The sequence below is a fragment of the Flectobacillus sp. genome (assembly GCF_049240685.1).
Lineage (GTDB): Bacteria > Bacteroidota > Bacteroidia > Cytophagales > Spirosomataceae > Flectobacillus.
This window is the reverse complement of sequence record NZ_JBMLSD010000172.1, coordinates 1-12,980: the sequence shown is the minus strand read 5'-3', so window position 1 is coordinate 12,980 and position 12,980 is coordinate 1. Positions and strand designations below refer to the sequence as shown.

At 35.7% G+C, this 12,980-nt stretch carries 10 protein-coding genes; 7 read left to right on the top strand and 3 right to left on the bottom strand.

All coding sequences use genetic code 11. From position 1 onward, the window contains the following. Positions 1–578 precede the first annotated feature (578 nt). Entirely contained in the window at positions 579–1,541 is a 963-nt protein-coding gene (locus tag ACOVQ4_RS07965; protein ID WP_421820124.1) for a hypothetical protein, read from the top strand. A gap of 324 nt (positions 1,542–1,865) precedes the next feature. Here the strand turns inward: ACOVQ4_RS07965 and ACOVQ4_RS07960 are convergent, their stop codons facing one another. Then, positions 1,866–4,298 (bottom strand): outer membrane beta-barrel protein, encoded by a 2,433-nt coding sequence (locus ACOVQ4_RS07960; RefSeq protein ID WP_421820123.1) that lies wholly within the window; start codon positions 4,296–4,298, stop codon positions 1,866–1,868. Positions 4,299–4,499: 201 nt separating this feature from the next. Then, entirely contained in the window at positions 4,500–5,432 is a 933-nt protein-coding gene (locus ACOVQ4_RS07955) for a hypothetical protein (RefSeq protein WP_421820122.1), read from the bottom strand. A gap of 454 nt (positions 5,433–5,886) precedes the next feature. On the opposite strand from ACOVQ4_RS07955, the gene ACOVQ4_RS07950 reads away from it, so the two are divergent. The 4 genes from ACOVQ4_RS07950 to ACOVQ4_RS07935 are packed head-to-tail and all read left to right on the top strand — an operon-like array spanning position 5,887 to position 8,784. Further along, positions 5,887–6,618: a hypothetical protein gene (locus tag ACOVQ4_RS07950; protein WP_421820121.1), complete on the top strand. Its 732-nt coding sequence runs from the start codon at positions 5,887–5,889 to the stop codon at positions 6,616–6,618. Positions 6,619–6,627: 9 nt separating this feature from the next. Beyond that, a complete protein-coding gene (locus tag ACOVQ4_RS07945) occupies positions 6,628–7,035 on the top strand; it encodes a hypothetical protein (RefSeq protein WP_421820120.1) in 408 nt (135 codons plus the stop codon). Positions 7,036–7,040: 5 nt separating this feature from the next. Then, a complete protein-coding gene (locus tag ACOVQ4_RS07940) occupies positions 7,041–8,060 on the top strand; it encodes a sensor histidine kinase (RefSeq protein WP_421820119.1) in 1,020 nt (339 codons plus the stop codon). Positions 8,061–8,106: 46 nt separating this feature from the next. Then, the gene (locus ACOVQ4_RS07935) at positions 8,107–8,784 is read left to right on the top strand and encodes a LytR/AlgR family response regulator transcription factor (protein ID WP_421820118.1); all 678 of its coding nucleotides are present in this window, start codon (positions 8,107–8,109) and stop codon (positions 8,782–8,784) included. Between the two features lie 23 nt (positions 8,785–8,807). Here the strand turns inward: ACOVQ4_RS07935 and ACOVQ4_RS07930 are convergent, their stop codons facing one another. After that, a complete protein-coding gene (locus ACOVQ4_RS07930) occupies positions 8,808–10,220 on the bottom strand; it encodes a S41 family peptidase (RefSeq protein ID WP_421820117.1) in 1,413 nt (470 codons plus the stop codon). A gap of 278 nt (positions 10,221–10,498) precedes the next feature. On the opposite strand from ACOVQ4_RS07930, the gene lepA reads away from it, so the two are divergent. Both lepA and ACOVQ4_RS07920 read left to right on the top strand, forming a co-directional pair. Further along, positions 10,499–12,286, top strand: a complete 1,788-nt coding sequence (gene lepA / locus ACOVQ4_RS07925) for a translation elongation factor 4 (protein WP_421820116.1) — start codon at positions 10,499–10,501, stop codon at positions 12,284–12,286. Positions 12,287–12,520: 234 nt separating this feature from the next. Continuing rightward, the coding region (locus ACOVQ4_RS07920) for a hypothetical protein (RefSeq protein WP_421820115.1) at positions 12,521–12,980 on the top strand (460 nt) is incomplete at its 3' end.

The window sequence follows — 12,980 nt, the reverse complement described above, 5'->3', positions numbered from 1 at the left end:
ACTAATAACGTCTTTTTACTTAGATTACAAAAACTTTAAAAGATAAAAATACCAATTATCACCTAACAAGAACAGTCCTAAAACAAGCCTTATTCTTCTAGTCTGATAGTCTACGCGACAATTAAACTTTTGCAATTCAAAAAATACAACTATATTTAGTTAAAGAAGGAATTAATAGACAATCGTTGATTTTTTGATAAGAGTTTCAAAAATAGCTTCATTTACAATGTATACCTAATTTGTTTTAAAAACCTTCATTTGAATAATTCTATTCAAAAATTTTAATTATCTTTGACCAAAATAACTAAAACCACATTCTATACAATTTCATTTTAATAACAACACTTATTCTTTCTTTCAAAATGTCATTAGTTTCTACAATTACTAAAATCGAAAATAGGCTATTGCTAGCATTCTCTAGCTCTTCATGGTTACACAAAATATTACTAATCTGTATTTTCATATCTACCTTAAGTGCCTTTCCTCGATATGATTATGTTTACGAATTTCAAAATCTTCATAAAAATTCACATGGAGCTTGGGGTGTCTTGTGTTTGAGGGCAACTAATTTGATGGACATGAGTCTCATTGAAGCTGGCGATAGTCACACGCGTAAGCTTACGTTTAGATTAATTTTACCAATACTATTAAAACTATTTCATCAGAATGTGTGGCTAATAGTTATATTTCAGGGTCTATTAGGTTCATTTATGATGTATCTAATCGCAAAAATTGTTTATCAATTGACCTCAAATAAGCTCACCACCTTTTATTTTACACTTGCTACGAGCAGTATATATTTCGGAATATCAGCGTTTTGGGAACTAGGCGGCTTTGGTGATTCTATTGCTTATGCGATGCTTATAGTAGCAATGTATTATAGAAATCCCTTAATCATTTTTTCCGCTATTTCGATAGCATCTTGGACGGATGAACGTGGTTTTATTGCTGGCGGATATATAATATTCTGGTGGTTATGCAAAAATTCCATAAACACTAAAATGGAATTTAAAGAGCTTTTTAAACAACTATTTAGTAGGCAAACTCTGGCCATAGTGATGGCTTGGGCATGCTACATAGCCGTGCGTATTTGGTTGATTAAAAAGTACCATATTGTAGTTGATACTCATCAAATTGGTGGATTTATGCTTGGCCCCGAACACAGCTCGAGTATTGGTTTAGGACTTTGGTCTAGTATCGAAGCTTTTTGGGTTTTAATTTTAGTTACGGGGTTTATAATGATTGGAAACTGGCGAGAGATGCGATTTATTTTTGCAGGCTACGTATTCTCAATTTTATTTCTTTGCCTCACGAGTTGTATGGTCTCAGATATAAATAGAAGTATTTCATACGGATATCCCTTAATTCTGATCAGTATGCTTATAATGAACAAGTATATTTCACGAAGAGAATTACATTATTTTACTGCTTTTCTGTCTTTAATTTGTTTAATCCACCCTCTTTTATTGACTTTTGGATCAAATAAGGTCGTTTGGGCATATCCTTTACCTTATCAAGTGTTAATATTCTTTTTCAGATAACTTAAAAACATATCAGTTATTGAGTAATCGTGCAAATTTAGATTTAATTTTTGTATTGAAAGCACGAGGCAACAGGTACTAGGAAAAAGCGTTAAAAAGTTTTTTAGTAACAATACATATTTTTTTACCTAATGCTCAACGCTGAAAGCCGTAGGCTAAAAACTAATATTTTATCTTGCATATTAACTTATCTAAAAACATAAATTAGATTTTATTCATCCCGAAATAAGAAGTAGGATTATTCTCCCTTATTTTTATTAAAAAAAGCGATTGAAAATTGTTTTCCAATCGCTTTTTTAATGAAAAATTAGACAGTATTTTTCTCTAATTCTTTGAAGGTCCACCTCCGCCTCCACCATTACCGCCATCATTGGATTGCAAAGCTTGCTTTACATTGGTGTTGCCAAAATTGTAAGTAAGCGAAATCCTAAATCTACGGTTGTCCCAACGATAAGTGCCTACGCCTGTGAGGGTGGTCGTTTCAACGTTATTTCTGAAACTATTAAAGTTAAATGGATCTTGTACCAAGAATTTCACAGTAGCTTTTTTGTCCCAAAGCATTTTTTTCAAGCCAAAATCAAGCCCGCCTTGAGGTTTGGAAGTTTGAAAGCCCCATGTCTCGCCTGAGCTGTACCAGCCCGAAATCTCTCCTGAAAGAGTTTTGTTTAACGTAAATGTATGCTGCATATAAGCTCCATGATAGAGTTGGCTAATATCGACAACGGTACTTTCTCTTTTGTAATTATAGACATTGATACCTCCCCAATAATTCAAATTTATACTCCACCATTTTGTTGGGTTAAATGGTACTGAAGCATCTACGCTCCACCAACCAATTTTACCGTTGACATTTTCCATCGATTCACGAATCACACGACGACCGGGAATCAAGATGGTGTCTACGTCGAAAACCTCTGTAGAGAACTGATTAACAGATACATAGTTCAAAGAAAAACTGTATTTGTCTTTAATCGTATTGGTCAAACTAACCGTGTTATTGAGCGATGGCAGAATGGTTGGATTACCTGCCACATAACTTTGTGGTGAAAAAAATCTTTTGAAAGTATTAAAAACATCATCATTTGGTCGATTGATACGACGACTATATCCCAACGATATAGCGTAGTCTTTAGAAACCTTTTGGTTTAAAGTCAAAGTAGGAAATAAGTTCAGATAATCTTGCTTGGTTAATTGGTTACCTTCCTTGTCCAACCCTTGGTTGTTGGTTTGTTCAGCTCTCAAACCAGCCTGCACACTTAGATTTTTAGTTAATTCGGTATTAATCATGACATACGCTGCCGAGATTAGTTGATTAAACTTAAAAAATGAGCTTACCAAGGCTCCATTGTCACGGAAGTTATCGCTAAAATCGTTGGTATTTTTGGCATAACTAGCTTTAAGGCCTGTTTCGAGCTTAGTTTTAGTGGTAAGTTTTTTGATAAAATCTGCCTTCAAAACGAAGGTATTCCCATGGACAGGAAATAATATTTGATTGTTTGCCACAGAAGGATTAGCGTCATTCTGAGTAGTGGTTGTCACAAATCTGTCATCCCAACTTTTTGCGTTTAAAATCACATCAAAATCAACGGTCAATTCTGTGCCAGAGGTATCTATCTTTTGTTTGAGGTGAGTATTAAACGTATAATTGTCGAAAGTGGCTTCTCGGCTTCTATCCATTTGCAAGCTTTGGCGTATTGCTTCGGATACAGATTGTTGATTATATGAACGATTCATTGGGCTAAGCGTGTTTGCCCATTGTCCAGAAAAACCTATAGACGTTTTTTTCGAAAGGTCATAATCAAATCCAATTTTAGCACTCCAATTTTCAAAGTTTCCTTTTGCCAAACCTGTAATTACTCTTTTTTCTAATACAGCGCCAGTCTCAGATAAAAAATTCTGGACTTGGTCTTCAGAGTTATACCAAGCAGCATATTGACGGTTGATATTTCCGAAAATGACATATTTTTCACGACGTGAGTTTATGGTAATCCCTTGTCCATTTTTTGGCAAACCACCCACTCCTTTGTAATGGCTATAGCCAGCGTTGAGGTCTAGGGTATAATTTGTTCCAAAGTTTTTACCTTTTTTTGTTTTGATATTGATAATACCACTTGAACCAGAAGCATCAAAACGAGCAGAAGGGTTAGCGATGATTTCAATTTTCTCGATATCCTCACTTTTGAGCGTTTTCAAGAAATTGGCCAATTGTTCGTCGGTAAGATAAGTTTTGCGGTCATCAATCATGATGAGCACGCCATCTTTTCCTTTGAGCTTGATAGTTTCGGTATTACGGTCTACGGTTACACCTGGCACTTTTTCCATCAATTCCAAACCATTGAGTCCTGCTGCAGTTGGGCTAGCCTCCACGTTCATAATCATTTTGTCGCCATCGCGCTCAATCAATTGCTTTCGAGCAGTAACCTGAACCTCGCCCAGAGTTTGGGTCTCGGCCTTGAGTTGGATGATACCAATATCCTGTGTTTTACCAGACTCTAGATTGATTACTTGAAATGATTTTTGAAAACCCACCGCCGAAATCTGCAAGAGATAGGCTTGAGGTTTTAATCCTGAAAATTCAAATTTTCCATCCACATCAGCCGCATCACCTTTTACAAGGCTCGAATCCTTAGTATTTAAAATCAGTACATTGGCGAACGAAGCGGCTTGTTGTTTATCATCTACAATTTTACCTTTAATCTGTCCTAAGCTTGAATAGGTTATAAGGAGGCTTAGCATTAAGTTGATGAGGTTTTTCATTATTTAGAGAAGTTTAATTTCTCCAACAGATGCTCGAAATGCTATGTATGTTGCATAAGAGTTGACAAAATTTTAGGTCATCCTCAATAATATCAAACAACCCTTTAAAAATCAAAGCGTTATTTTGCGGGTTTTGAAGAAGAATTCCATTAATAGAATGAATACGCTATCATATATTTTTGTTAAGCTAGGATGCCCCGATTACAGAATATCTTTTGTTCTTTTTCCACCTAAATTGAGTCTAAACTTTAAGGCTACGGTATAAAACGACTGTTTTTCGAAGCCTTCTGTTGGATTTTCTCCAATGGTATAATCAAACCCAATTTGGCTCATTTTTTTACCATCCGCCGAGGTAAAAAATGTATAATTGAGGCTAGTATTCAAAAACTGCTGCGCAGTATTTTTGATGTCAGAAACTGTTTGGAAATAATTATAACGATATTGCCAGTCGAGTGATAAATCTAACTTTCCTTTCAGACTATTATTGGAAGGATAAAAACAAATATCTGTCGAAATACGACCGAATACACGATAAATATTACCTGCAGAAAAAGGACTCTCAGCATAGGTTCGATTTTCGTTTTCGATACCTATATAAGGCGTATACACAAAGCTCAATCTACTTCCAAGGCTCACAGGATGGTTTGGAATCCAGAAATATTTGGGATTCATATCTTTGAAAGCAAAAACAGGAGTCAAATAAAAGTTACTTTGAAAAGAAGCATTTTGCTTGATTTTATCCTCCATAAACTTAAAAGATTGCACTAATACAGGAGACCATTTTTTATGCTCCAAACTATTCATTCGCCATTCGGTTGCGACGCCACCAATCCACACACTTTGAGGCTTATCAATCAAAGTATTTCGGTGCAACTCTAGGTAGGGTATTACCGACACTGTACCTTTGGGATGATAATAGGCGCTATAACCAAGAGCCATGTCTACCAACCAAGACGCAGATTTTTCTTGTGGTTTGGTAAAAGTAATCGCAGCGGGTTTTGCCCAATCTTCTTTGTTTTGAAAAGATTTCCGAATGGTAAAACGGTCTACAAAATGGTTTTGAGCTTGAGTACAAATAGGAGTAGAAATACAACTGAGAACGATAATAATTAAACGCAAATTTAGTTTGTTCATGAGCAACGCAATTTTGGGAGATTGAGGGTAATTGCGAGATTTATTAAAATTTCCTTAAAAATCAATTGATAGTGTAAAACGCAAAATGAGTGGTTTATAAATCGTTAAAAATTCTCCCTGTTTCACAACTCCATCTTTATAAGATACAATTACCCGATACCTCAATACCTTCTTTTCTTGAAAATACAGCGCAAATCAAGTATTGCCAAATAGGATAAGTTCAATAATCTTCGATTAGCTCATTTTTAAGGTTTTTTTAAGTGAAATTAAAAGAAATTCATTTTTCAGCAGAGTCTTATCTCACTTTCAAAATCACAAAAAAAAGAGCTTTCATCACGAAGTAAGTATCGTTGATAACAAAGTATTGATAGACCTCAAAGTAATTGGTAGCTTCAAAACAATATTTCAAGATTTGATAATCATTAAACAAACATGTTTTAAACTATCATACCAAATGAAACAATTCTTTACAGTTCTTTTACTTGTGACAGCCTTTTATACACAGGCTCAAAGTGAAGTAGATTTGATGGATACAACCAGAGCAAATTTTTCTACTAAAAGTATTCCTCAGCTTAGAATAAGCATTGGCTTACCATCCTCTGGTTGGGAGTTTATTTCTTTTCCTCAGTTAGAATCATACTTAGAAACCTACAATGCTAAACCTAATTTGTTTTGTGGATATATTCCGCTACAAGTTAACTTGCTATACAACCGCTTTAAGTTTGATTTAGGTATCAATTACAGTACTACAAGTGGAGATAAATCTTATGGTTCTTTTGTAAGTAAATCAAGTGCCAATACAGCAACATTCACCGTTGGGTATGCTTTTTTGGCTGATCGAAATAATTACTTTTACCTTGATGGCGGAATCGGATATGCAAGCTATAATCAGTACATCACAAGAGTAAAATCAAGCAGTAGCAATAATAATTACCCCTTACCCAACACCATAGGTCAAGGAGTGAATTTTACTCAAAATCAACCATTTATAGACTTTGGTATCGAATATTTTAATAGAACACCACAAAAGTCAGCAGGAAGTTCTATAAAAGTAGGATATAGATTAGGATTTAGTAATAATCAGTGGGAACTAAGGTATAGCCCATCTCAAGATGGATTACCTAGTGATAAAATCTCCAATTTTTATATCCAAGTGATGTTACATTTTGGTCATAAAAAACTTTGATAAAAGAGTATGAGCTTCTATATAAATGTAATTTACACAATTGTATGGGCTAGTTTGAGATTTACTAGCACAGATACCCCCAAAGCAAAGTTATTTATTTTGCGAGAAAGAGAATTTTGGGGTAGTAGTGTTTCGATTATTGTTCAAGGAAAAAAAATCGCAGAATTATCACAAAACAGATATATCGAAATTGAACTCCCTGCTGAATCTACGATTATTGAAATTTCAAGAAACTCACAAGAAAAAATAGAGGTAAAGGCTGTTCTCACCTTGGAAGCAAACAAAACCTACTATCTAAAAGTGTATCGAGAATTAGATTATTTCAAAGACCAATTGATGCTTGGCAGGTTAGGTACACAATCGGCCCTCCAGGAGCTTAAGCACATGAAAAAATATGATTTACCTGCAATACCATAAAACTCATGAATCCAAAACTTACCAAAATGATTCGCTTTCTGGCACCAATTGGCTTAATTCTGTATTGGCTTACCCTTCTGAAAGCCTCAGCCATGCCCGAATCCAAAGAAGGTTTCATCTTACAAAGTGGCTATATCAAATACCTTTTGGGTTGGATTGGTATTTTTTTACTTGCCCTTGGTGCGTCTTATCTTCATTATAAGTGGATTTTCCTGAAAATTGTCTACCACAATAGCTCTGAGGTTCAATCTCTTTGGATGCCTTGGGTATCTATTTTGGCTTTGTTGATTTTTGAATTGCTACAATTTAGAACAGGACATTTTGGAGGATATATAGATGAAAATATTCTAATTAGTATTCTTGCAATTATGTTGATTTTATTGGTGGCGTATTGGAGTGATTACATAAGAACCAAACAGGCCCAAACACAATTACTACAGAGCAAGTCCGAAGCAGACCTTCATGCACTAAAGGCACAAATCAATCCTCACTTTTTGTTCAATATCCTAAACACCGTTTATAACCAAGCAAGCCTAGAAGAAAGTCCTAACACCGCTGATATGATTCTAAAAATTTCGGATTTATTGAGATTTGCGATTGAAGATGCTCCCAAAAATAAGATTCCCTTGGTAAAGGAGATACTTTTTCTCCAGAATTACATTGATTTACAAAAAGCCAGACTACCACAAAGCCCAGAGATTAAACTAGATTTTAACTGGGAAATTCAACCAAATACCTGTGCTATTTCTCCAATGCTATTGATGCCCTTAGTAGAAAATGCCTTTCGCTATGGTATAAGTCTCACACATCCTTGCTATATTCAGCTTTCGGCTAAGTTAGAACAACAAACTCTAACGTTTTTCATCGAAAATAGCAATTTTGCATCTGGTCGCGAAGGACTCGGCACTGGACTACAACAAGTTAAAGAAAGACTCAAACTTGAATACAAAAACCACTCAGATTTTTGTATTCTGAAAAGTGATGATACATTCAGCGTTCTATTAAAACTTTATATCTGTAGTTGAGTCAAGTACTCCAAAAACTGATTTACTATTAACCTGTAACATATCTATGAACTGTATTATTCTCGATGATGAACCAGCTGCTATTGCGATTCTTGAAAGATTTATTCAAAAAGTGCCCAATTTCCAACACCTTCGGTCATTTTACAATCCAACCGATGCTTTGGCTTTTTTTAATCAACAGCCTGTAGAATTGGTATTTTTAGATATTCAAATGCCAGACGTACTAGGGACAGAGCTAGTTAAACTTTTACCCAAAGGAACACAGGTCATTTTTACTACAGCTTATTCAGAATACGCAGTTGAAGGTTTTGAACTACGAGCAACAGATTATCTTCTCAAACCAATCAGCTTTCCTAGATTTTTGGAGGCCTGTAATCGTGCTATCGAAAACAGAATATCGCCTCATTTTGCGAACGAATACTTTTTTGTAAAAAATGCACATGATTGGGTTAAAATAATTTGGAAGGAGATACAATTTATACAGTCAGATGGAAACCTATTGTACTTTCATGAAAAAGACAAGAAGATAATTACTCGTATGACTTTAAAAGATATTATCCCACAACTTCCTGTTGGTCAATTCATCAGAGTCCATAAATCTTATATAGTTTCTTTGTCTGCTATCCGTAAAATAGAGCGTCATCAATTACACGTTCAAAATGCAATAATTCCAATCACAAATTCCTATAAAGATAGCTTAGAAAAGCATTTTGGTTTAAAATAACTTTTCTATGCTATCCTCTAGGTCTATCTCCTCGGCAAATCTTTTATGACCGCTTCAATCCAATATTGTTTTGGACTCCTCAATATTACTTGCGGATGAAAACCCGTCTCATCAATCGGATGCTTCACCGTCCAAGAGGATTGACTGATTGGGATATACAAATAATAGTTCTGATAGGGTAACTCTGTACGGTTTGACATTCCTTCATAATCCATCATACCAACAGTATGTTGTCCGTAGGTGACAACCTTCGAAGATTGTTTTAGCAGATAAAAAAAGTATTCGGTCGAACTCCCACAAAGCTCATCAAAGAGTACAGCCACCTTTTGGGGATACTTACTAACAGAATCTAAGGGAAACTGTACACTCGGAATAGAATAGAATTTTTCAGTAGTTTTTGGCAATTCCTCATAAGCTTGTCGATACGCCTGCATAATTGTATCGGGAAAATATTTGAGATACTCCTTGGGTAATTCTTGCGTAACATAACCCGATAAATCGTTGCGTTTATGCATCACATTTTCGGGACTAACCCTCAATTGGCTCTTTTCTTGTCGAATCGGATTTGTCATAAGATAGGGCAAAAGATGAACCCACCCCGATTCGCCTCCACCATTTCCTCTCAAATCTATTATCAAATAAGGATGGCTAATGATTGCTTGATGATGTTGTGCAACCAATGATTGTATAAAACCATCATTATTACCAAAACTTGGAATTCTTATATAAAAAAAGTCTTTGTTCAATGACTCAAAATGTACGCCCTGTTGGTGATTGCGCCAAGTAGAAAGTTCCTTTATTTCTTCCGAACTAGCCTTTTGAGGGGCGATTCTTGCCCAAATATTAAAATTCCAGATATACAACAAATTCCCTTTGTTGCTAACAGGAATGTCATTAGACATAAAAGTATCAAACAATTGGGCATACCATTGTTGGTTCTTTTTTAATAAAGTAAAATAAACAAACCCTTTGGGATATCCATCTTTCGACTCCAACTTGAGCGCTTTATAAACATTCGGTGCCGTATTGACAATAACTATTTTGGTAGTACTATCTTCATTAATCCAAGTCCCTTCCCACAAATCAGATTTTTTGGCAAAGGTTTTTGGAATAGGTAAAACTACACTGTCGTTTGCCGATTTTTCACGGAAACTAAAACTAAAATGCTTGTCTTTAAAAAAACGTACATATTGCCTGAGAATACTAAAACAGGCTTTTGGGTTAGTTTCGTGCGTGGATTTTGACAGTAGCGAGGTTTTGAGTTTTTGATAGCCCCTACCTTTCTCTCCGCTTACTTTGGAAGGAAAGCCAGCATAATTTAATTCAGTTTTTTGAATCATCATTTGCAAATTCTCTGTGCAATTACAACTGACTTGTGCATCAATTCCGAATTCAAATCCAAATAGAAGGAGTGTCAAATAGAATAACTTTTTCATAGATAGTTTTTTTTAGAGAAAACAACAGGATTTAGATTTTTTTAACAAAAAAATAACATTTTAGCTCAAAAAGCAATTGTAAGGTTGAAGGCACAGACGCTGAAAAACCACAAAATTTTTCTTCCAAATCGAAACTAGTTTAAACTTTTCGGCTGGTTATTATCTTTTTCGGAGGAATGGACGTAATTTTGTAAATACAATTTGAAGAATTGTGGGTTTACGATGCCTATCAACTCCAAAGTCATCGCAAAAGAAACAACAGATAAATTAAACGAAACGTGAAAAACATTCGTAATTTTTGCATTATTGCACATATTGACCACGGCAAAAGTACTCTAGCCGACCGTTTGATTGAATTTACTAATACCGTTCAAAAGCGTGACATGCAAGCTCAGCTTTTGGATGATATGGATTTGGAACGTGAGCGTGGCATTACTATCAAGTCGCACGCGATTCAGATGAATTATCAGCACGGCGACGAAAGCTATATTTTTAACCTCATTGATACTCCAGGACACGTTGACTTTTCCTACGAGGTTTCTCGCTCAATTGCTGCCTGCGAAGGTGCACTTTTGATTGTAGATGCTTCTCAAGGTATCGAAGCTCAAACTATCTCAAACCTTTTCTTGGCCTTGAATCATGACTTGGTGATTATTCCAGTGTTGAATAAAATCGACCTTCCGGGGGCGATGCCAGAAGAGGTAAAAGATCAAATCGTAGACCTATTAGGCTGTGACCGTGACGAAATTATCCATGCTTCTGGAAAAGAAGGGATTGGTATCAAAGATATCCTAGATGCCATCGTCGAGCGTGTACCCGCACCAAAAGGCAACCCAGATTCTGAATTACAAGCCTTGATTTTTGACTCGGTATTCAACTCATTCCGTGGAATTGAGGTTATCTTCCGTGTTTATAATGGTAGTATCAAAAAAGGTGACAAAGTAAAATTTGTGGCTACTGGCAAAGAATATACTGCCGATGAAATTGGGACTCTTCGCTTTGACAAAGAACCAAAATCAGAAGTTAAGGCTGGTGATGTAGGTTATTTGATTTCGGGTATCAAAGACGCCAAAGAGGTAAAAGTTGGGGATACCATTACCCACCGTGACAAACCTTGCAAAGAAATGATTCAAGGTTTTGAAGAAGTAAAACCAATGGTTTTTGCGGGTATTTATCCTGTAGACACAACCGAGTTTGAAGATCTTCGTGATGCAATGGAGAAATTGCAATTAAACGATGCATCTCTGGTTTGGGAGCCCGAAACTTCCGCCGCCCTTGGCTTTGGTTTCCGTTGTGGTTTCTTAGGAATGCTACACATGGAAATCGTTCAGGAACGTTTGGAACGCGAATTTGATATGACTGTAATTACAACAGTACCTTCTGTAAAATTCAAAGTAAATACCACACGTGACGGTGAAATTTGGGTATCTGCACCATCTGAATTACCCGATCCTAATAAAATCGAAAGCGTTGAAGAACCATTTATAAAGGCACAAATCATTTCTAAATCTGAGTATGTTGGAACGATTATGAAGCTTTGTATGGATAAACGTGGTATTCTCAAAAATCAGATTTACTTGACCTCTGACCGTGTTGAGTTACAGTTTGATATGCCATTGTCTGAGGTTGTTTTCGACTTCTTCGATAAATTGAAAACTATTTCTCGTGGATATGCTTCATTGGATTATGAATTCAAAGGCTACGAGGAAAGCGACATGGTAAAGCTTGATATTATGCTAAATGCTGAGCCAGTCGATGCACTTTCGGCAATTGTACACCGCGAGAAAGCCTACGAATGGGGTAAACGTTTGTGCGAGAAATTAAGAGAATTATTACCTCGCCAACAGTTTGAAATCGCTATTCAGGCAGCCATTGGTCAAAAAATCATTGCTCGAGAGACCGTAAAAGCACTTCGTAAAGACGTATTGGCAAAATGTTATGGGGGGGATATTTCTCGTAAACGTAAATTGTTGGAAAAACAGAAAAAAGGTAAGAAGAGAATGCGTCAAGTAGGTAACGTAGAAATTCCTCAAGAAGCATTTATGGCTGTCTTGAAATTAGACTAACATGAAGATGGAATTGTGAGTTTTGAATAAAGTTTCTTTTCAAAAATGACATAATTACACTTTCCTTATAAACGACAAAAGCTCAAGCGCAAGTTTGGGCTTTTGTCGCTTTAATACAATACAATTTAGCGTATACCTCTTACAGCTAATTTCAGTCATATCTTTATCCAACCTATCTCATATTGCTACGCCAATATTCCTTCTATCTTGCCAACAGTCAAAACCGCAAGCAATATGGAAAAGTTAGCAATAAAAAAACAGCTTTTTGAAAAAGCTATTCAGCAACAACAAATTTTAGTAAATGATATTCAAAAACATCTTTCTGACTTAAAAGAAAGCATAACCTCTTTAGAAGTTGGTAGTTTTGGAGGAAGTGACGACGCCCGCAGAGAAGAAGATTTTGAGGATATCCAACAAGAAAAAATTCATTTGGCAAACGCCAAAGCTGAACTCAATAAACTTGAAACTTTGTATCAAGATTTGCAAATTGATTCGAAGGTCAATGTGGGAAGTATTGTCAAAACAGAGCTTTTCAATTTTATTTTTGCCATCAATATGCCACAAATTGAAGCAAATGGCGAACGATACATGCTAGTATCAGACCAAGCGCCAGTGTTTAAAGCATTAGAAGGAAAAACCCTTGGAGAAGAAGCACAAATTAATCGGCACCATTATACGATAAAGGAGATTTTTT

Excerpts from the sequence above, each read along its gene's own strand:
- ACOVQ4_RS07965 (WP_421820124.1), top strand. The coding sequence starts at position 579 with ATGAGTCTCATTGAAGCTGGCGATAGTCACACGCGTAAGCTTACGTTT.
- ACOVQ4_RS07960 (WP_421820123.1), bottom strand. The coding sequence starts at position 4,298 with ATGAAAAACCTCATCAACTTAATGCTAAGCCTCCTTATAACCTATTCA.
- ACOVQ4_RS07955 (WP_421820122.1), bottom strand. The coding sequence starts at position 5,432 with ATGAACAAACTAAATTTGCGTTTAATTATTATCGTTCTCAGTTGTATT.
- ACOVQ4_RS07950 (WP_421820121.1), top strand. The coding sequence starts at position 5,887 with ATGAAACAATTCTTTACAGTTCTTTTACTTGTGACAGCCTTTTATACA.
- ACOVQ4_RS07945 (WP_421820120.1), top strand. The coding sequence starts at position 6,628 with ATGAGCTTCTATATAAATGTAATTTACACAATTGTATGGGCTAGTTTG.
- ACOVQ4_RS07940 (WP_421820119.1), top strand. The coding sequence starts at position 7,041 with ATGAATCCAAAACTTACCAAAATGATTCGCTTTCTGGCACCAATTGGC.
- ACOVQ4_RS07935 (WP_421820118.1), top strand. The coding sequence starts at position 8,107 with ATGAACTGTATTATTCTCGATGATGAACCAGCTGCTATTGCGATTCTT.
- ACOVQ4_RS07930 (WP_421820117.1), bottom strand. The coding sequence starts at position 10,220 with ATGAAAAAGTTATTCTATTTGACACTCCTTCTATTTGGATTTGAATTC.